Raw genomic sequence first — 19754 nt, forward strand, 5'->3', positions numbered from 1 at the left:
AGGTGACCCGATGACCGAAGTGCTCCTCCTTCTGGCGGCGATCCTGCTGTCGCTCGCCTGCGGCGCCTTCGTCGCGGCCGAGTTCTCCCTCACCACGGTCGAACGGGCCGAACTGGAACGGGCCGTCGAGCGCGGCGAGCGGGGGGCCGCGGGCGCCCTCAAGGCCGTACGGAACCTCACCTTCCAGCTCTCCGGCGCGCAGCTCGGCATCACGGTCACCAACCTGGTGGTCGGCATGCTGGCCGAGCCGTCGATCGCCGCGCTGATCGCGGGCCCGCTGGAGGACGTCGGCGTCTCCGGTTCGGTGGCGCGCTCCCTCGCCCTGGTGATCGGCACGGCCCTGTCGACGGTGTTCCTGATGGTGGTCGGCGAGCTGGTGCCCAAGAACTGGGCGATCTCCTCGCCGCTCGCCGTCGCCAGACGGGTGGGCAACGCGCAGCGCTGGTTCAGCGCCGCCTTCCGCCCGTTCATCACACATCTGAACAACACGGCCAACCGCATAGTGCGCCGCATCGGCGTGGAGCCCGCCGAGGAGCTGGAGTCCGCGCGCGGGCCGCAGGAGCTCGCGGCGCTCGCCCGGCACTCCGCCCGGGCGGGCGCCCTGGAGCCGGACACCGCCGAGCTCTTCGTCCGCACCCTGAATCTCGTCGACCTCACCGCCGAGAACGTGATGACACCGCGCGTCCAGGTCATCGCCCTGGAGGTGCACGCCACCTGCGAGGACGTGGCGAACGTGACCCGGGCGACCGGACTGTCCCGGTTCCCCGTCTACCGCGACACCCTCGACGCGGTCGTCGGCACCGCGCACGTCAAGGACGTACTGGCGTTGCCCGCGGAGCGCCGTGCCCAGGTGCCCGTGTCGGAGCTGATGCGCGAGCCGCTGCTGGTCCCCGGATCGCTCACCGTCGACCGTCTCCTCGACCGGCTCTCCGGGCGGCGCACCATGGCCGTGGTGATCGACGAGTACGGCGGCACGGCCGGTGTGGCCACGCTGGAGGACATCGTCGAGGAGGTCGTCGGCGAGGTCCGCGACGAGCACGACCCGCACGAGACCCCCGACCTGGTCCGGGCCGGCACCGACGAGAGCGGGCGCTCCCTGTTCTCGGCCGACGGCTTCGCGCGCGTGGACCAGCTCGCCCGGGTCGGCCTGCGCGCGCCGGAGGGGCCGTACGAGACCCTCGCCGGACTCGTGGCGGCCGAGCTGGGCCGGATCCCGGCCGCCGGCGACACCTTCGAGGTCGCCGGCTGGCGCCTGGACGTGGTGGACGCCACCGGCCGCCGCGCGGCACGCGTCCTGCTGCACGCGCCCCTCGACGACCGGCACACGACGGAACGGCACACGACGGAACGGCGGACGGCCGGGACCACGGATGACAGGGGGACGCGGCGATGACCGCCGTACAGCTGCTGATCGGTCTGGCGACGCTGGTCGTCAACGCCTTCTTCGTCGGCGCCGAGTTCGCGCTGATCTCGGTCCGCCGCAGCCAGATCGAGCCGTACGCCGACCGGGGCGACCGGCGCGCGAAGAGCGTGCTGTGGGGTCTGGAGCACGTGTCCGCGCTGATGGCGGCCGCGCAGCTCGGCATCACGCTGTGCACGCTGATCCTCGGTGTCGTCGCCGAGCCGGCCATCGAGCACCTGCTCGAACCGGTGTTCCACGCGGTGGGTGTCCCGGAGGGCGCGGGGCACGCGGTGTCGTTCGTGATCGCGCTGGCGCTCGCGACGTATCTGCACATGCTGCTCGGCGAGATGGTGCCGAAGAACATCGCGCTCGCCGAACCGGTGCGCAGCGCCCTGCTGCTGGGCCCGCCGCTGGTGGCGCTGTCCCGCGCGCTGCGCCCGGTGATCTTCACGATCAACGCGTTCGCCAACGCGCTGCTGAAGCTGATGCGGGTCGAGACACGCAACGAGGTCGTCGCGTCCTTCTCGGACGCCGAGCTGGCCCAGATCGTGAAGGACTCCGGCGAGGCGGGCCTCATCGACGACCGCGCGCGGGAACGGCTGCACGACGCGCTGGAGCTGGGCCGGCGGCCCGTACGGGACGTGGTGATGCCGCTGGAACGCGTCGTCTACGCGAGCGTGGGGGTCACCCCGGAGGGGCTGGAGCGGCTGTCGGCGGAGTTCGGGTTCTCCCGCTTCCCGGTGGTGGACGAACAGCGGCGGATCGTCGGCTACCTGCACGTGAAGGACGCCCTCGACGCCTCGCCGCGGGACCTGCCGTTCCGGCTGGGTGACATGCGGCCCATCGCACGCGTGCGGGAGAGCACACCGATGGACGACGTCCTCACCGCCATGCGGGGCAGCCGCACGCATCTGGCGGCCGTCCTCGGGACCGACGGGCGGCTGGCCGGGCTGGTGACCATGGAGGACGTGCTGCAGGAGCTGTTCGGGCAGCGGACCTGAGTCCGGGACAGGGCGACCGACCGGCGGGTATGTGCCGCGGGATACCATCTGTGTCGCCATGCAGACGAACCCCACCTACAGCAGCCTCGTCGCCCTGGGCGACTCCTTCACCGAGGGCATGTCGGACCTCCTCCCCGACGGCACCTACCGGGGCTGGGCCGACCTCCTCGCCGCGCGGATGGCGGCCACCGCGCCCCATTTCCGGTACGCCAACCTCGCGGTGCGCGGCAAACTGATCCAGCAGATCGTCGACGAGCAGGTCGAGGTCGCCGCCGCCATGCGGGCCGACGTCGTCACCCTGGTCGGCGGGCTCAACGACACCCTGCGGCCCAAGTGCGACATGGGACGGGTGCGGGACCTGCTGACGGAGGCCGTGGAGCGGCTGGCGCCGCACTGCGGGCAGTTGGTGCTGATGCGCAGCCCCGGCCGCCGGGGGCCGGTCCTGGAGCGCTTCCGCCCGCGCATGGAGGCGCTGTTCGAGTGCGTCGACGAGCTCGCCGAGAAGCACGGCGCGCTGGTCGTCGACCTGTACGGGGCGCCGTCGCTCGCCGACCCCCGGCTGTGGGACGTGGACCGGCTGCACCTGACCGCGGACGGGCACCGCAGGGTCGCGGAGGCGGTCTGGCAGACGCTGGGCCACACACCGGAGGACCCCGAGTGGCACCTGCCCCCGGAGGCGACGCTGCCGCCGCGCTGGGTGGCACGACGGGTCGCGGACGCGCGGTTCGCCCGGCAGCACCTGCTGCCGTGGATCGGCCGCCGGCTCACCGGCCGTTCCTCCGGCGACGGTCTGCCGCCGAAGCGGCCCGAGCTGCTGCCGTACGAGGGCCTGTAGCGCCTCCTTGTGGTTTCCTCCAGGTCACCCGGTGGCGCCGACCTGCAGGAATCGCCAGTAGACTCCGTGCACGTGACTGCTGCGCCCGCCAAGCCCCGTATCCCGAACGTCCTCGCCGGACGCTACGCCTCCGCCGAGCTCGCCACGCTCTGGTCGCCCGAGCAGAAGGTGAGGCTGGAGCGGCAGCTCTGGCTCGCCGTGCTGCGGGCCCAGAAGGACCTCGGGATCGAGGTGCCCGACGCGGCGATCGCCGACTACGAGCGTGTCCTCGACACCGTCGACCTGGCCTCGATCGCCGAGCGCGAGAAGGTCACCCGGCACGACGTGAAGGCGCGGATCGAGGAGTTCAACGACCTCGCCGGGCACGAGCACGTGCACAAGGGAATGACCTCCCGCGACCTCACCGAGAACGTCGAGCAGCTGCAGATCCGGCTCTCGCTGGAGCTGATGCGCGACCGTACGGTGGCCGTGCTGGCGCGCCTCGGCAAGCTGGCCGGTGAGTACGGCGAGCTGGTCATGGCCGGCCGCTCGCACAACGTGGCCGCGCAGGCCACCACCCTCGGCAAGCGGTTCGCCACCGCCGCCGACGAGCTGCTCGTCGCGTACGGCCGGGTGGAGGAGCTGCTGGGCCGCTACCCGCTGCGCGGCGTCAAGGGCCCGGTCGGCACCGCGCAGGACATGCTGGACCTGCTCGGCGGCGACGCGGACAGGCTCGCGGAGCTGGAGCGGCGGGTCGCCGGGCACCTGGGCTTCTCGCAGGCGTTCACGAGCGTCGGTCAGGTCTACCCGCGCTCGCTGGACTACGAGGTCGTCACCGCGCTGGTGCAGCTGGCCGCCGCGCCGTCGTCGCTGGCGAAGACGATCCGGCTGATGGCCGGGCACGAGCTGGTGACCGAGGGTTTCAAGCCGGGCCAGGTCGGCTCGTCCGCGATGCCGCACAAGATGAACACCCGCTCCTGCGAGCGCGTCAACGGCCTGATGGTGATCCTGCGCGGCTACGCCTCGATGACCGGCGAGCTGGCCGGCGACCAGTGGAACGAGGGTGACGTGTCCTGCTCGGTGGTGCGCCGGGTCGCGCTGCCGGACGCGTTCTTCGCGCTCGACGGCCTGCTGGAGACGTTCCTGACGGTGCTCGACGAGTTCGGCGCCTTCCCGGCGGTCGTGGCCCGTGAGCTGGACCGCTACCTGCCGTTCCTCGCCACCACCAAGGTGCTGATGGGCGCCGTGCGCGCGGGCGTCGGCCGCGAGGTCGCGCACGAGGCGATCAAGGAGAACGCCGTCGCCACCGCCCTGGCGATGCGTGAGCAGGGTGCCGAGCGCAACGACCTCCTCGACAAGCTGGCCGCCGACGAGCGGCTGCCGCTCGACCGGGCTGGGCTGGAGACGCTGATGGCGGACAAGCTGTCCTTCACCGGTGCCGCGAGCGACCAGGTCGCCACCGTCGTCGGCCGCGTCGACGAGATCGTCAAGCAGCGCCCGGAGGCCGCCGGATACACCCCCGGGGCGATCCTCTGACGCGCTTCACCCAGGCGGAGCTGGAGGCCGCCCGCGACCGCCTCGTACCGGATGTGGTCGCGGACGGCCTGCGCGTGCTGTTCTGCGGCATCAACCCCGGTCTGATGACGGCCGCGACCGGCCACCACTTCGCCCGCCCCGGCAATCGCTTCTGGCCGGCCCTGCACCGCTCCGGTTTCACGCCCCGGCTGCTGCGGCCGTCGGAGCAGCGGGAGCTGCTGTCGTACGGGCTCGGGATCACCAATGTGGTGGCGCGGGCGACCGCGCGGGCCGACGAGCTGAGCGCCGAGGAGTACCGGGAGGGCGGGCGGCTGCTCACCCTGAAGGTGGCCCGGCTGCGGCCGCGGTGGCTGGCCGTGGTGGGGGTCACCGCGTACCGCGCGGCGTTCGACGACCGGAAGGCACGGGTCGGACCGCAGGCACGGACCATCGGCGACACCCGGGTGTGGGTGCTGCCCAATCCCAGCGGGCTGAACGCCCACTGGACGCCGGCGACGCTGGCGGAGGAGTTCGGACGGCTGCGGGAGGCCGCGACCGGGCGGTGACGGCCGGGGGTCAGGGCGGGGGTGTCTCCGCGACCACCGCCAGCAGCCGGATCCCGTCGTCCGGGTCCCGGTCGGCGACCGCGACGGCGACCCAGCGGCCGGTGCCCTGCACCTCCCACAGCCGGGCCGAACCGACGCGGGCGCCGAGCCAGGCCCACGGCCCTGGGGTCTCCTCCCGCTCCGTGCGCGGCAGGACCGTCCGCGGGTTCCACGGACCGGTGTCACCCCAGCGGGAGGCCAGCACCTCGTACACGGCGTCGCGGGCCTTCTCGAACCGGTCCACCGTGACCGCCCGCCGCGCGGGATCGCCGTCCGGCCCGTCATCGGTCTCCAGCACGGCGACGTGGTGGCCCGGTCCCCCGAAGCCGGTGTCCGACGGGCCGTGCTCCGCCGGGAAGGGGCGGAAGCACAGTTCGTCGATGAGGGCGATGTGCCGGGCGATGTTCACGGGGTCCAGTAAACCCGCCGCCCTCGGTGATCGGCGGGGCGGCGGCCGACTTCCGGTCAGGCGTCACGGCGGCGCAGGCTCCACGCCCCGGCCAGAAGAGCGGCGGCCGTCCACAGCGCGGTCACCGCGAGTCCCGGCCAGGGGCCGAGGGTTCCGTCGTAGCTCTCGTACAGGACCACCTGTCCGGCCCGGTCGGGCAGGAAGTCGACGACGGTGCCGGCCTTGTCGCCGATCACGAAGGAGACGACGAGGATGAAGGGGATCAGCACGGACAGCGTGGCCACTCCGCTGCGCAGCAGGGTCGCGAGGCCCGCGGCGAACAGGGCCATCAGCGTGAGGTAGAGGCCGCAGCCCACGACACCGCGGATCTGCTCGGCCGGGGTGAGGCCGCTCGCCGCCGGGCCGAGCCCCGCCCGCGCCGCCAGGAGGGCGGCCAGGGAGGTCGGCAGGCTCACGGCCAGCACGAGGACGGCGATGGCCGTGGCCTTCGCGGCGAACCAGCGCCCGCGCCGCGGGACCGCGGCCAGCGAGAGCCGCAGGGCGCCCTCGTGGTACTCCGCCGATACGGCCATGGCACCGAAGGAGATGGCGGCGATCTGTCCCAGTGTGACACCGGACAGGGCCGTGAACAGCGGGTCGAACTCCGGGTCCGACGCGCCGTCCATCCCGGCGATCGCGGAGAACGCCGTGGTCACGGCGAACAGCGCGAACAGGGCTCCGGGGAGCGAGCGGACGGTGCGGATCTTCAGCCACTCGGCGTGGAGAACAGGTGCGAACTGCATGGTCAGGCCTCCTGGGGCTGCGCGGCGAACTCGGTCTCGGCGGCGGTCAGGTCCAGATAGGCCTGTTCCAGCGTGCCCTCGTCCGCCGTGAGTTCGAGGATCGGCACCCCGGCGGCGGAGGCGAGGCCTCCGATGTCTTCCACGCGCGCGTCCGGCACGGTCCAGTGGCCGTCGGGGTGTTCCACGGCGTCGTGACCGTGCCCGGCGAGGACGCTCCTGAGGGCGGTGGGGTCGGAGGTGCGGACGCGGACGGCGGGGCGCACGCGCGCGTCGATGAACTCCCGCATCGGGGTGTCCGCGAGGAGACGGCCCCGCCCGAGGACGACGAGGTGGTCGGCGAAGGAGGCGGTCTCGTTCATCAGGTGGCTGGAGACCAGGACGGTCCGCCCCTCGTCCGCGAGCCGGCGCAGCAGGGTGCGGATCCACACGATGCCTTCCGGGTCGAGGCCGTTGGACGGCTCGTCGAGCATGACGACCTCCGGGTCGCCGAGCAGCGCGGCGGCGATGCCCAGCCGCTGGCGCATGCCCAGGGAGTAGGTCCGCACCCGACGGCGCCCCGCCGGTCCCAGGCCGGTCTCCTCCAGCACCTCGTCGACCCGGCGGTCCGGGATCCGGTGGCTCGCCGCCAGGACGCGCAGATGGTCGCGGCCGGTGCGGGAGCCGTGCGCGGCCTGCGCGTCGAGCAGGGCGCCGACGTGGCGCAGAGGGTCCTGGAGGGTGGCGTACGCACGGCCGCCGAGGGTGGCGGAGCCGGACGTGGGGTGGTCGAGGCCGAGCACCAGGCGCATGGTGGTGGACTTGCCGGCGCCGTTGGGGCCGAGGAATCCGGTGACGCGGCCGGGCAGGACGCGGAAGGAGAGGTGGTCGACGGCTCGCCGGGGGCCGTACTCCTTGGTGAGGTCCTGGACGTCGATGCTGGTCATGGCAGCAGCGTGACGCCTCGTACGGGGGCGGGGCCTCCCCCGCCGGTGGAGATCGTCTCCCCCGTGCGGGGGAGGTCTCCTGTCAGTGGCGGCTGGCACGATGACGGAATGGTCCGCTTGCTGCGCCCGTTCGGTCGGGCGGTGACGTACACACGGTTGCTGCATCTGTTCCTCGCGATCGTGTGGCCGTCGCTGTGGCTGTTCGTCCAGGAGGCGTGGTGGACCTGGGCTGCGGCGGCCCTGGTGCTCGTACCCGCCGGGCTGGTGCCCGCGATGCGCACCGTGGAGGGGTTGCAGGCCAGGCTGCTGCTGACCGGTCAGCGGCACGACAGCGAGAGCACCGGCGTCGTCGTCACGCCGTCCGCCTCCTGGAGCGACCGGGGCAGGCTCATCGTGTGGCTCCAGGCGCGGCTGCTGATCGGCTGCGCGACCTCCCTGCTCACCGTGCAACTGCTCATGGTCATCGTGGACTTGACGGCGGCGACGTTCGGCAGGGACACGGCCTCCGGCGAGTTGCTCCTCCTCGAGGGCCACGACTGGTGGCACGTCCTCCTGCTCCCCCCGGCCCTGGCGACCCTGGCGGCGACCGTGGTCGCCTCGGGCCGCCTGATCACGGCACTGGCCCACCGCCTGCTCGGCCCCTCCCCCGCCGAGCGGCTGGCCGCCCTGGAGGAACGCACCGAGCAGCTCCTGGAGCGCACCCGTATCGCCCGGGAACTCCACGACTCCATCGGCCACGCCCTGACCGTGGCCGTCGTGCAGGCGGGTGCCGCCCGCGCGGCCGGTGATCCCGCCTTCACCGACCGGGCCCTGGAGGCCATCGAGGAGACCGGCCGGGCCGCGCTGGAGGACCTGGAGCGGGTCCTCGGCGTCCTGCGCGAATCCGGGCGGCCGGCCGGCGGGCGGCCGACCCTCACGGACGCCGGCCGGCTGCTGGAGTCCGCGCGGGCTTCCGGCGCGGAGGTCGACGCCGGCATGACCGGGCCCCTGGACACCGTGCCCGGGCCGGTTTCCCGCGAGGGGTACCGCATCCTCCAGGAGGCCCTGACCAATGTGCTGCGGCACGCGGGTGCCGTCCCCGTGCGGGTCCGTGTCGCGGTCGACGACGGCTCGCTCGGCCTGGAGGTCCGCAATCCGTTCACCGGGGCGGCACCCGGGCCCGGCCGGGGCAGCGGCCTGCGCGGCATACGCGAGCGCGCGGCCCTGTTGGGCGGGCAGGCGCACACCGGCCCCGACCGGGGTGACTGGCAGGTGCGGGTGGAACTGCCGTTGCGCTGATCTACGCTGGCCGGATGCCGGTCACCGTTCTGCTCGTCGACGACGAACCCCTCGTACGCGCCGGCCTGCGCGCCGTGCTGGAGGCACAGCCGGACATCGAGGTGGTCGGGGAGGCGGCCGACGGCGCGGCGGTGATTCCGCTGGTGCGGCGGCTGCGTCCGGACGTGGTCGCCATGGACGTGCGCATGCCGCTGCTGGACGGGATCGAGGCCACGCGCGCGCTGCTGCGGTCGGTCGACGCGCCGCCGAAGATCCTCGTCGTGACGACGTTCGAGAACGACGAGTACGTGTACGGGGCGCTGCGCGCGGGCGCCGACGGGTTCCTGCTGAAGCGGGCGCGGCCCGCGGAGATCGTGCACGCGGTGCGGCTGGTCGCCGAGGGCGAGTCGCTGCTGTTCCCCGCCTCGGTGCGCCGGCTCGCGGCCGAGTACGCCGACGGTGACGGCAACCGCGCGGCCCGCGACGTGCTGGAGCGAGCGCGGCTGACCGGGCGCGAGGAGGAGGTGCTGCGGCTGATGGCGCGGGGCCTGACGAACGCGGAGATAGCGGCGCGGCTGGTGGTGGGGACGGAGACGGTGAAGTCCCATGTGAGCGCCGTGCTGGCGAAGCTGGGGGCGCGGGACCGGACCCAGGCGGTGATCGCGGCCTACGAGTCGGGCTTCGTGGCGCCGGGCTGAACCTCGCCCCGGGCCGCTCCCGCCCGGAGGTCGCCGGGGTCCGCCGCGCCGAGTACGATCCGCCCAACACGCGCACGAGCTGGGAGGACGGACGGTGGGTCGGCTGACCGGCGGGGACCCCTCGCTGCTGCGAAGGATCAACTCCGCGGTGGTGCTGCACGCGTTGCGGGCCACGGACTGCGCGACGCTGACCGAGGTGACCCGGGTGACGGGGCTGTCCCGGCCGACCGTCGAGGGCGTCGTGGAGGGGCTCATCGAGGCGGGTCTCGTCGTGGAGACGGCGGCCGGGGAGGGCGCCGCGCGGCGGCAGGGGCGGCCGGCCCGGCGGTTCCGGTTCCGGGCGGAGGCCGGGCATCTGCTCGGCCTGGAGATCGGGGTGCACCGGGTGGCGGCGCTGCTGGCCGATCTGGACGGCCGGGTGATCGGCGCGCAGGCGCGGGACGTCGACGAGACCGTCGACGCCGACGAGCGGCTGGAGCGGATCGGCACGGCCGTCGCGGAGCTGCTGCGGCGGGCCGGTGTTCCGCGCGGCTCGCTGCGGGCCGTGGGTGTGGGCACGCCGGGGATCGTGGAGGCGGACGGCACGGTGCGGCTGGGCACGGCGCTGCCGGGCTGGACGGGCCTCGGCCTCGGCGAGCGGCTGAGCCGGTCCTTCAAGTGTCCGGTGCTGGTGGAGAACGACGCCAACGCGGCTGTCGTCGCCGAACACTGGAAGGGCGCCGCCAGGGGGACCGACGACGTGGTGTTCGTGCTGGCCGGGCTGAGCCCGGGCGCCGGCTCACTGATCGGCGGGCGGCTGCACCGGGGGTACGGCGGGGCGGCCGGCGAGATCGGGGCACTGCATCTGCTGGGCCGGGAGGCGACCCCCGAAACCCTGCTGTCCACCACGGACGAGCCGCTGCACCCGCTCGACGAGCAGGCGGTCGCCGAGGTCTTCGCCCAGGCCCGTGAGGGCGACACGCGGGCGCTGGCGGCCATGGACCGGTTCATCCGCCGGCTCGTCCACGACGTGGCGGCGCTGGTGCTGGCCCTCGACCCGGAGCTGGTCGTGATCGGCGGCTGGGCGGCCGGCCTGGACGGCGTCCTGGAGCCGCTGCGCCGCGAGCTGGCCCGCTACTGCCTGCGCCCGCCGAAGGTCACCCTGTCCCACCTCGGCGAGGCGGCGGTCGCCACCGGCGCGGTCCGTCTCGCCCTCGACCACGTGGAGGAACAACTCTTCGCGGTGGAGGGCACGGTGACGGCCCGCCGCTAGCGGGCGCGTCCGTTCGGCGCCCCCCGCGCGCCCCAGCCCCGGGCCCTTGAGGCACCGGGGGAGGCACGGCTGCCCGCAGCGGCAGGCGTTCCCGCGGGCAATCGTGCCGCAGGGCGGCACGGGTGGGCGCGACGGCACCCCGCTGACGCCGGGCTGCGTGACACCCCCCGCTGAGCTGCCCCCTGGTGCCTGCTGGGCGGTGGCAGGTCTTGCTCGCCGGCGCTTGCCGGGTGCCGCTGCGGCGGTGCGGGCTGCCCGCAGCGGCGGTCGGCGCGATGTCAGGACGCGCGGCGTTCCGGGCCGTGGTGGATCTCGACGCCGCCGCTGTCCCCGAAGGTCAGGCGGCAGGTGTCCGCGCGGTAGGTGGCCACGGAGAGCGCGGCGGTGCGGCCCCGGGCGATGAAGCGGGTGGTGACGACGAGGACGGGCGCACCGGGCAGACGGTCCAGCTCGCGCGCGTCGTCCGCGCGGGCGGAGCCGAGCTCCACCGCGTTCTCCTGCCGCTCCAGCTCCAGGCGCTGCAGTTCCCGCAGCACGGCGCGCGCGCGTGCCGTGCCGGACGGCGCGTCGATGCCGGACAGGTCCGGGACCGAGTCCGCCGGGATGTAGAGGAGTTCGGCGGCGACGGGCTGGCCGTGGGAGACGCGGGAGCGCCGCACGACGTGCACGGACTCGTCGCGGCCGGTCACCAGCGTCTCGGCGACGGCGGCGGGCGGCACCTCGAGCGCGCAGTCGAGGGTCTGCCAGGCGTCGTGCGGCCCGCCCGGCCAGGCGTGCTGGGCCGTGCCGACGGACACGCCCATGCGCGGCGGGGCGACCGTGGTGCCCACACCGCGGCGGCGCTGCAGCCTGCCTTCGAGTTCGAGTTGTTCCAGGGCCTGCCGGAGCGTGGCGCGGGCGACGCCGAAGCGGGCGGCGAGGTCGCGCTCGTTGGGCAGGACCTCGCCCACGGAGAACTCCGAGTCCAGCGCCTCGCTGAGCACGGTCCTGAGGTGCCAGTACTTCGGTTCCGGCACCGTTTCCAGCTGCGTGGTCCCCACCCTGTCCTCCACGATCGCCGTGTCCGGCCGCGTTTTAGCGCCCTTGTTTATTAAAGGTTGTTTCACTTATCTGTGACCATAAGGCGCCCCTCATCCTTGGTCAATACCAATCGGGCACGACGACGGGCCCCGTCGCGGCGGGGGCGTCGGCGCGGGGCGTCGCTGCGGGACGTCGGTGCGGGGGCTTCTACCGGACCGCGGCGAGCGAACGCAGCTTGTCGGGATTGCGGATGACGTACACCGTCCGGACGCGCCCGCCGGCGACGTCGAGCTGGACGACGGAGTCGGGCTCGTCACCGGACAGGACGAGCACCGCGGGGCCGCCGTTGAGCTCCAGGAAGCGGAAGGAGAGGTCCGGCACGCTCTTGCGGGCGACGCCGAGGAGGAAGCGGCCCACGTGGTCGGCGCTCTCCAGGACCCGCAGCGGGGCCCGCGACTTGCCGCCGCTGTCGCCGACCAGACGCGCGTCCGGGGCGAGCAGTTCCAGCAGGCCCTCCAGGTCGCCGTCGGCCGCCGCGGCCAGGAAGCGTTCGGTGAGGTCGCGGCGCTCGGCGGGGTCGACCTCGTAGCGCGGGCGGCGTTCCTCGACGTGCTTGCGGGCCCGGCCGGCGAGTTGGCGTACGGCCGGTTCGCCGCGGTCGAGCACGGCGGCGATGTCGGCGTACGGATAGCCGAACGCCTCCCGCAGCACGAACACCGCGCGCTCCAGCGGCGACAGGGACTCCATGACGACGAGGACGGCGAGGGAGACGGAGTCGGCGAGGACGGCCCGTTCGGCGGCGTCCGGGACGGTGTCGCCGAAGTCGGTGACGTAGGGCTCGGGCAGCCACGGGCCGACGTACGTCTCGCCGCGCGCCTTGATCTGGCGCAGCCGGTCGATGGCGAGGCGGGTGGTGACGCGCACCAGGTAGCCGCGCGGTTCGCGCACCTCGGCCCGGTCGCCGCCCGACCAGCGCAGCCACGCGTCCTGCACCACGTCCTCCGCGTCGGCCACCCGGCCCAGCATGCGGTAGGCGACCCCCAGGAGGACGGGGCGGTGTTCCTCGAAGACGTCGGTCACGGTGTCGGTGGTCACGCCACCATCCCAGCCGACCCGCGCGGTCGTGTCCAGGCGGCACCGGCCGTCGGCCGTCGGGACACGCCCACCGGGGGCTACCCGCCAGTAGCAATTGCTGACAAGCTGTCTACGACGCCGGGCGGCGTCCGTTTCCGCGAGTCCCAGACGAGGAGCACCCTCATGTCCGCGACCGTCTCCTTCGAGGTCACCTCTCCCCTCGGCCCGCAGACCGTGACCCTGTCCTACGCGCGCGTGGGCCGCGGCGAACCGCTGCTCCTGCTGCACGGCATCGGCCATCACCGCCAGGCCTGGGACCCGGTGGTGGACATCCTGGCGACCGAGCGCGAGGTGATCGCCGTGGACCTGCCCGGTTTCGGCGCCTCCCCGTCGCTGCCCGCCGGCCTCGTCCACGACCTGCCGACCATGAACGCCGCCCTGGGCGCCCTGTGCGAGGAGCTGGAGCTCGGCCGGCCGCATGTCGCGGGCAACTCGCTCGGCGGCCTGCTGGCCCTGGAACTCGGCCGGGAACGGCTCGTACGGTCCGTCACCGCCCTGTCCCCGGCGGGCTTCTGGACGCAGGCCGAGCGGCGGTACGCCTTCGGCGTGCTGATCGGCATGCGGCGGATCGCGGAGCGGATGCCGCTTCCGCTGGTCGAGCGCCTCGCCCGCTCCGCGGCCGGCCGGGCGGCGCTGACCAGCACCATCTACGCCCGCCCGGGGCGCCGTTCCCCCGAGGCCGTGGTCGCCGAGACGCTCGCGCTCGCCGGGGCCACCGGTTTCGCCGAGACCCTCCGCGCGGGCACCGCCGTACGGTTCACCGACGACGTGCCCGGCATCCCGGTGACCGTCGCCTGGGGCGCCCGGGACCGGCTGCTGATCCCCCGGCAGGGCGTCCGCGCCAAGCGGATCATCCCCCGGGCCCGGCTGGTCCGGCTGCCCGGCTGCGGTCACGTCCCGATGAACGACGACCCGGCGCTGGTCGCGCGCGTCATCCTCGACGGCAGCCGCTGAGGGCGGGCCGTACGGCGCCACCCCTGTTCCCGGAACGCCTAGTGTGGCCCTGTCATGACGTCACCGCAGACCGGCCCCGAAGGGCCCGCCGCCTCCTCCGCCTGGGAGTTGCTGCTGCCCGCCGCCTCCGCACCGGCACGCGCGCGCGGCCGTTCGCTGCAGGCCGCGCTGCGCGAGGCGGTGCGGTCGGGGCGGCTCGCCCCGGGGACCCGGCTGCCGTCGAGCCGTGACCTGGCCGCCGACCTCGGCGTCTCGCGGGGGCTGATCACGGAGGCGTACGAGCAGTTGACGGCGGAGGGTTATCTGCGCTCCGGCCGGGGCTCCGGGACGTGGGTGGGAGCGGCGGTACGGGCCGCCCGCCCGCGCGCCCTCGACCTCGCCCCGCGCACCCCCGGCGCCCGCGCGGACTTCGTCCCCGGCACACCCGACCTGTCGTTGTTCCCCCGCGCGGCATGGGCGGCGGCGCAGCGCGGGGTGCTCGCGGACCTTCCGCACCAGGAGCTGGGTTACCCCGATCCGCGCGGGCTGCCCCGGCTGCGTACGGCACTGGCCGGACTGCTCGCGCGGCGCCGGGGCGTGGTGGCCGATCCCGAGCGGATCGTGGTGGTCTCCGGGGTGGCGCAGGCGACGGCGCTGCTCGGATTCGCCCTCCGCGCGCGCGGGTTGCGCGCCGTCGCCGTGGAGGATCCCGGCAGTCCGCAGCACGAGTCCCTGTACGCCGCCGCCGGGGTCACCGCCGTACCCGTACCGGTGGACGGCGAAGGGCTCACGATGGAGCCGCTGCGGGCCTCGGGGGTGCGGGCGGCCGTCGTGACGCCGGCGCACCAGTTCCCCACCGGCATCGCGTACTCCGCGCGGCGCCGGGCCGAACTGCTCGACTGGGCGCGGTCCGTGGACGGGATCGTCCTGGAGGACGACTACGACGGCGACTTCCGCTACGACCGGGCGCCCGTCGGCGCCCTCCAGGGGCTCGACCCCGAGCACGTGGCCTACACCGGCTCGGTCAGCAAGTCCCTCGCCCCGGGGCTGCGGCTCGGCTGGCTGCTGGTGCCGCAGGGGTGGGCCGAGGAGGTGGTGGAGCGCAAGCGCACCATGGATCTCGGCCACCCCACCCTGGACCAGGCGCTGTTCGCCCGGTTCCTGGAGCGCGGCGACTACGACCGTCAGCTGCGCCGCTGCCAGCGCGCCTACCGCGAGCGGCGCGACGCCCTGGTCGCCGCGCTCGGGGAGCACTTCCCGGGCGCCGGGGTGTCCGGGATCGCGGCGGGGCTGCACGTGATCGTCTCACTGCCCGGGCGCTACGGGCCGCGGGAGCGTTTCCTCGCGCGCGTGGCGGAGGCCGGTGTGGCGGTGCGCCCGCTCACGGAGTACGCGCACGACGAGGTGCCGGAGGAGGGCGTACGGCTCGTGCTGGGCTACGCGCACGTGGCGCCCGCGCGGATCCACGAGGGGGTGCGTCTGATGGCGGAGGCCGCCGCCCGGTAGGTGCCCGCTCCCCCGCCCGTGCGAGTTGTTCACCCGGTGTTCGTGTGCGGGCCGCGCCGTCCGAGTAGGTGTGGTCGCGCACACTGGCCGGATCCCGTCCCTGGAGGCGCATCCATGTCACACCGTCCGCTCCCCGGCCGTCGCGCCGTTCTGCGCGGCTCGCTCGCGGCCTCGGCGGCCCTGACCCTGCCCACCGCGCTCGGCACGGCGCCCGCCTTCGCCCTCTCCGGGCGCCCGCGGGCCGAATGGGGCGTGCAGACCGGCGACGTCACCCGTGACTCGGGGCTGGTGTGGGTGCGCTCCGACCGTCCGGCGCGGATGATCGTCGAGACGTCGGCGACCGAATCGTTCCGCCGCCCGCGCAGATGGCACGGTCCGCTGCTCGGCGCGGGCACCGACTTCACCGGTACGACCCGGCTGCACGGGCTGCCGTCCGGCGAGCAGATCCACTACCGGGTGCTGCTCGCCGACCCCGACGACCCGCGCCGCACCGGTGAGCCGGTCACCGGCACGTTCCGCACGGTCGCCGCCCGGCGCCGGGACGGTGTGCGGTTCCTGTGGTCGGGCGACCTGGCGGGACAGGGCTGGGGCATCAATCCCGACTTCGGCGGCTACCGCATCTTCGACGCGATGGCCCGGCTCGACCCCGACTTCTTCCTGTTCAGCGGTGACACCGTCTACGCCGACGGACCCATCTCCGCGACCGCCGCCCTGCCGGACGGCGGCGTCTGGCGGAACGTCACCACCGAGGAGAAGGCCAAGGTCGCCGAGACCCTGGCCGAGTTCCGGGGCAACTTCCGCTACAACCTGCTCGACGAGAACCTGCGCCGGTTCAACGCCCAGGTGCCGTCCATCGTGCAGTGGGACGACCACGAGGTGCGCAACAACTGGTACCCGGGCCAGCGGATCGCGGAGACGGACGCCCGGTACACGGAGAAGAGCGTCGACGTGCTGGCCGCCCGGGCGCGGCGCGCGTTCAGCGAGTACTTCCCGATGTCCACGCTGCGGCCGGGCGCCCGGGAGGGCCGGGTGTACCGGGTGCTGCGGCAGGGACCGCTGCTCGACGTGTTCGTGCTGGACATGCGGACGTACCGCAACGCCAACTCCTCAGGTGACCAGACCGTGGACCCGCAGGGCATCCTCGGGCGGGAGCAGCTGGAGTGGCTCAAGCGGGAGCTGTCGCGGTCGCGGGCGGTGTGGAAGGTGATCGCCGCCGACATGCCGATCGGCCTCGTCGTGCCCGACACGAGTGAGGGCGGTCGACACGTCGAGGCGGTGGCCCAGGGCGACCCGGGGGCGCCGCTGGGCCGGGAGCTGCAGATCGCGGAGCTGCTGCGGTTCGTCAAGCACCGGCGGATCACCGGCACGGTGTGGCTGACGGCCGACGTTCACCACACCTCGGCGCAGCACTACCAGCCCTCGCGGGCCGCGTTCGGCGACTTCGAGCCGTTCTGGGAGTTCGTCTCCGGTCCGCTGAACGCGGGCGCCTTCCCGGCCAGCGCGCTCGACGGCACCTTCGGCCCGGAGCGGGTGTGGGTGAAGGCGCCGAGCGCCTCGAACGTCTCGCCCGCCGGCGGCTACCAGTTCTTCGGCGAGGTCGACATCGACGGCGACAGCGGTGAGTTGACGGTGCGGATGCGGGAGCAGGACGGCACCGTGCTCTTCACGAAGACGCTGCGGCCGGGCCTGGTCGGTCAGTAACTCAATAAAACGGACAGAAGCGGGCTTTACCCATCAGTCACAGTGCGTTCGTGATCACGAAACACGATTCCTTCACAGTGACTGTATGAGTCGAGACATGTCTGAAGTGACGAACCCCCGGCACGGCGGCCCCGTGCACCGCTGGTGGAACCCCGTCGGACTCGCCGCGCGGTGCACGGCCGCCTTCCACGCCTGGTGGGCACGGCGCCACGGCCACGCGCCGCCGGCGCACGATACCGGCGGTGCCCGGCCGTCCGCCGCCGTGGCCGGGGACAGCGTGCTGTGGCGGATGCGGACGACGGTGAAGGACGAACCGGGCGCGCTGGCCACGCTCTGCACGGCGCTGGCCGAGCGGCGGGTCGACATCCTGAGCCTGCAGACGCACCCGCTGGGCGAGGACACCGTCGACGAGTTCCTGCTGCGGGCGCCGGAGGGAACGGACCTCGTCGCCGCCGTGTCGCTCGCCGGGGGTGTGGACACCTGGACCGAGCGGGCCGACGCCCACGATCTGGTGGACGCGCCGACCCGGGTCCTCGGGCTGGCCGCCCGCACCGCGCAGGACGCGGCCGAACTGCCGCTCGCGCTGCGCCAGTTGCTGGGCCGGTGCACCATCCGCTCCCGGCCCGCCACGTCCACGGGCGGCCGGCGGGTGGACGGGACCGTACCCGAGGAGGGTTCCCTGGAGGACACCGTGATCCGGCTGCGCGCCCCGGAGGGCGGGGAGATCACCGTGGAACGGCCGTATCTGCCGTTCACGCCCACCGAGTTCGCCCGCGCCCGCGCGCTGGTGGAGCTGGACGCCCGGCTCGGTCCGCGGATCCCGCGCGGCCGTGACGTCCTCACCCTGCCGGAGGGCAGTGACATCTCCGTGCGCCGCGCGGACACCGGCGATCTGGCGGCCGCGCGGGCGATGCACGAGCGGTGCTCCACCGAGACCCTGCGCATGCGCTACCACGGGCCGGTCGGTGACGCGGACCGCTATCTGAACCACCTGCTCAGCCCGCGCTTCGGCCGCACGCTCGCCGCGCAGACCGCCTCGGGCCGCATCGTCGGCCTCGGTCATCTGCTGTGGGACGGCGACGAGACCGAGGTCGCGCTGGTCGTGGAGGACGCCTGGCAGCGCCGGGGCATCGGCGCCGAGCTGCTCACCCGGCTGGTGGCGATGGCGGCCGAGGACGGCTGCGCCCAGGTGTACGCCGTGACGCAGGCGTCCAACACCGGCATGGTCGCCGCGATGCGCGGCCTGGGGCTGCCGCTCGACTACCAGATCGAGGAGGGCACCCTGGTCGTCACGGTCCGCCTGGACGCGGTGGCGGACCGCCGCGTGCCCGGGGAGCGGGAGCACGGCGAGCGGATCGGCCGGTCGTAGCCCGTCGCGCGCGGTCGCGCGGCGCCTGCACCGGCACCGCGCCCGAGCACGAAGCCGTGGCCGGCGCGCGGCCACGGGGCGACGGCCACCGCGCGCCGGCCGGCGAGCGCGCGAACGCGGGGTCGCGGCCACCGTGCGGGCATCCGGGGAACGGCCCGGCGGACCGTTCGCCGGGCCGTTCCCCGTGTGCGCCGCCTCAGACCCGGGCCGGCGCCTCCGCCGGTGCGGGCGTCCCGGCCCGCTCCCCCAGGGCCGCGTCCAGATCGGCCCACAGGTCCTCGACGTCCTCCAGGCCGACCGAGAGCCGCAGCAGCCGGTCGCTCACCCCGGCGTCCCTGCGGTCGTCGGCGTCGACGATGCGGTGGCTGATGGAGGCCGGGTGCTGGATGAGGGAGTCCACGCTGCCCAGACTGACGGCCGGGGTGATCAGGCGTACGCCGGCGATCACCTCGTGCGGGTCCTCGTGCACCTCGAAGGAGACCATCGCCCCGCCGATGCGCGGGTAGTGCACCCTGGCCACGCGCGGGTCGACGGTGAGCCGGGCGGCGAGTTCGGCGGCGTTCGCGGACGCGGCCCGCACCCGTACCGGCAGGGTCGACAGGCCGCGCAGCAGCAGATAGCCGGCCAGCGGGTGCAGTACGCCGCCCGTGGCGAACCGCACCTGGCGCAGCCGCCCGGCGAACTCCTCGTCGCAGGCGACCACGCCCGCCAGCACGTCCCCGTGCCCGCCGAGGTACTTGGTGGCGCTGTGCAGCACCAGCCGCGCCCCGTGCCCGGCCGGACGCTGGAGGACCGGCGTGGCGAAGGTGTTGTCGACGAGCAGCGGCACGGAGCCGCAGGCGTGGGCGACGGCCCGCAGGTCGATCTCGGCGAGCGTGGGGTTGGCCGGGGTCTCCACGAGCACCAGGCCGGTGTCGGGGCGCAGCGCGTCGGCGACCCCGGCCGGGTCGGTCCAGGTCACCTCGGAGCCGAGCAGTCCGGCGGTCAGCAGGTGATCGCTGCACCCGTACAGGGGACGTACGGCGACGACGTGCCGCAACCCCATCGAGCCGCGGACCAGCAGGACGGCGCTGAGCGCGGCCATGCCACTGGCGAACGCGACCGCCGACTCCGTGCCCTCCAGGCGGGCCAGGGCGGTCTCGAAGCGGGCGACGGTCGGGTTGCCGAGCCGCCCGTAGACGGGCGGGCCCTCCGGCTCGGCGCCGGTGGTGGCGAAGGCGTCGATGCGGGCCGCCTCGGCGCGGCTGTCGTACGAGGGGTAGGTGGTCGACAGGTCGATCGGCGGGGCGTGCAGTCCCAGTCCGGCGAGGTCGTCGCGGCCTGCGTGCACGGCCTCGGTGGCGAGTGCGCGTGTGGTGCGTCGCGTGTCCATGCCCAAGTCCATGGACCGAAGGGTGAACACCGAACGGGTCAGGGGGGCCGGAACCCGTGTT

At 74.2% G+C, this 19754-nt stretch carries 18 protein-coding genes; 12 read left to right on the plus strand and 6 right to left on the minus strand.

What is annotated here, in order from left to right; translation table 11 throughout:
• The first annotated feature begins 10 nt into the window (after window positions 1–10).
• From KUM38_RS34520 to mug, 5 genes are all read left to right on the plus strand, one after another.
• Window positions 11–1393, plus strand: a complete 1383-nt coding sequence (locus tag KUM38_RS34520) for a hemolysin family protein (RefSeq protein ID WP_254398166.1) — start codon at window positions 11–13, stop codon at window positions 1391–1393.
• A complete protein-coding gene (locus tag KUM38_RS34525) occupies window positions 1390–2403 on the plus strand; it encodes a hemolysin family protein (RefSeq protein ID WP_217135436.1) in 1014 nt (337 codons plus the stop codon). The genes KUM38_RS34520 and KUM38_RS34525 overlap by 4 nt, the downstream gene beginning before the upstream one ends.
• Before the next feature lie 58 nt (window positions 2404–2461).
• Complete coding sequence (locus KUM38_RS34530) at window positions 2462–3238, plus strand: SGNH/GDSL hydrolase family protein (RefSeq protein WP_217135438.1); 777 nt, start codon at window positions 2462–2464, stop codon at window positions 3236–3238.
• Between the two features lie 72 nt (window positions 3239–3310).
• Window positions 3311–4753, plus strand: coding sequence for an adenylosuccinate lyase (purB, locus tag KUM38_RS34535; protein WP_217135440.1), 1443 nt, complete (start codon window positions 3311–3313; stop codon window positions 4751–4753).
• Window positions 4750–5298 carry a G/U mismatch-specific DNA glycosylase gene (mug, locus tag KUM38_RS34540; protein ID WP_217135652.1) on the plus strand — a complete coding sequence of 183 codons (549 nt, stop codon included), beginning with the start codon at window positions 4750–4752 and terminating at the stop codon, window positions 5296–5298. The genes purB and mug overlap by 4 nt, the downstream gene beginning before the upstream one ends.
• 10 nt (window positions 5299–5308) lie before the next feature.
• Here the strand turns inward: mug and KUM38_RS34545 are convergent, their stop codons facing one another.
• Genes KUM38_RS34545 through KUM38_RS34555 form a run of 3 tightly spaced genes read right to left on the minus strand, consistent with a single transcriptional unit; the run spans window position 5309 to window position 7451 of the window.
• Window positions 5309–5746, minus strand: a complete 438-nt coding sequence (locus KUM38_RS34545; RefSeq protein ID WP_217135442.1) for a hypothetical protein — start codon at window positions 5744–5746, stop codon at window positions 5309–5311.
• Window positions 5747–5802: 56 nt separating this feature from the next.
• A complete protein-coding gene (locus tag KUM38_RS34550; protein ID WP_217135444.1) occupies window positions 5803–6528 on the minus strand; it encodes an ABC transporter permease in 726 nt (241 codons plus the stop codon).
• Between the two features lie 2 nt (window positions 6529–6530).
• Window positions 6531–7451 carry an ABC transporter ATP-binding protein gene (locus KUM38_RS34555; protein WP_217135446.1) on the minus strand — a complete coding sequence of 307 codons (921 nt, stop codon included), beginning with the start codon at window positions 7449–7451 and terminating at the stop codon, window positions 6531–6533.
• A gap of 108 nt (window positions 7452–7559) precedes the next feature.
• On the opposite strand from KUM38_RS34555, the gene KUM38_RS34560 reads away from it, so the two are divergent.
• The 3 genes from KUM38_RS34560 (at window position 7560) to KUM38_RS34570 (ending at window position 10658) form a co-directional block, all read left to right on the plus strand.
• Window positions 7560–8729, plus strand: coding sequence for a sensor histidine kinase (locus KUM38_RS34560; protein ID WP_217135448.1), 1170 nt, complete (start codon window positions 7560–7562; stop codon window positions 8727–8729).
• A gap of 14 nt (window positions 8730–8743) precedes the next feature.
• On the plus strand, window positions 8744–9406 hold the full coding sequence (locus KUM38_RS34565) for a response regulator transcription factor (RefSeq protein WP_217135450.1): 663 nt from the start codon (window positions 8744–8746) through the stop codon (window positions 9404–9406).
• Window positions 9407–9500: 94 nt separating this feature from the next.
• Complete coding sequence (locus tag KUM38_RS34570; RefSeq protein WP_217135453.1) at window positions 9501–10658, plus strand: ROK family transcriptional regulator; 1158 nt, start codon at window positions 9501–9503, stop codon at window positions 10656–10658.
• Window positions 10659–10936: 278 nt separating this feature from the next.
• Here the strand turns inward: KUM38_RS34570 and KUM38_RS34575 are convergent, their stop codons facing one another.
• Together KUM38_RS34575 and KUM38_RS34580 are read right to left on the minus strand one after the other, a co-directional pair.
• The gene (locus KUM38_RS34575; RefSeq protein ID WP_217135455.1) at window positions 10937–11698 is read right to left on the minus strand and encodes a GntR family transcriptional regulator; all 762 of its coding nucleotides are present in this window, start codon (window positions 11696–11698) and stop codon (window positions 10937–10939) included.
• 187 nt (window positions 11699–11885) lie between these two features.
• Window positions 11886–12773, minus strand: a complete 888-nt coding sequence (locus KUM38_RS34580) for an RNA polymerase sigma-70 factor (RefSeq protein ID WP_217135457.1) — start codon at window positions 12771–12773, stop codon at window positions 11886–11888.
• Window positions 12774–12935: 162 nt separating this feature from the next.
• Between KUM38_RS34580 and KUM38_RS34585 the strand changes: the two genes are divergently transcribed.
• The 4 genes from KUM38_RS34585 to KUM38_RS34600 all read left to right on the plus strand — a co-directional run bounded on the left by KUM38_RS34585 (window position 12936) and on the right by KUM38_RS34600 (window position 18321).
• Entirely contained in the window at window positions 12936–13766 is an 831-nt protein-coding gene (locus KUM38_RS34585; protein WP_217135459.1) for an alpha/beta fold hydrolase, read from the plus strand.
• 54 nt (window positions 13767–13820) lie between these two features.
• On the plus strand, window positions 13821–15251 hold the full coding sequence (locus tag KUM38_RS34590) for a PLP-dependent aminotransferase family protein (RefSeq protein ID WP_217135461.1): 1431 nt from the start codon (window positions 13821–13823) through the stop codon (window positions 15249–15251).
• Window positions 15252–15365: 114 nt separating this feature from the next.
• A complete protein-coding gene (locus tag KUM38_RS34595) occupies window positions 15366–16952 on the plus strand; it encodes an alkaline phosphatase (RefSeq protein WP_217135463.1) in 1587 nt (528 codons plus the stop codon).
• Between the two features lie 97 nt (window positions 16953–17049).
• Complete coding sequence (locus KUM38_RS34600) at window positions 17050–18321, plus strand: GNAT family N-acetyltransferase (RefSeq protein ID WP_217135465.1); 1272 nt, start codon at window positions 17050–17052, stop codon at window positions 18319–18321.
• A gap of 196 nt (window positions 18322–18517) precedes the next feature.
• Here KUM38_RS34600 and KUM38_RS34605 read toward each other — a convergent pair whose 3' ends face one another.
• Entirely contained in the window at window positions 18518–19693 is a 1176-nt protein-coding gene (locus tag KUM38_RS34605; RefSeq protein ID WP_254398167.1) for a PLP-dependent aspartate aminotransferase family protein, read from the minus strand.
• Window positions 19694–19754 lie beyond the last annotated feature (61 nt).

It is taken from the genome of Streptomyces sp. AC558_RSS880 (assembly GCF_019049255.1).
Classification (GTDB): domain Bacteria; phylum Actinomycetota; class Actinomycetes; order Streptomycetales; family Streptomycetaceae; genus Streptomyces.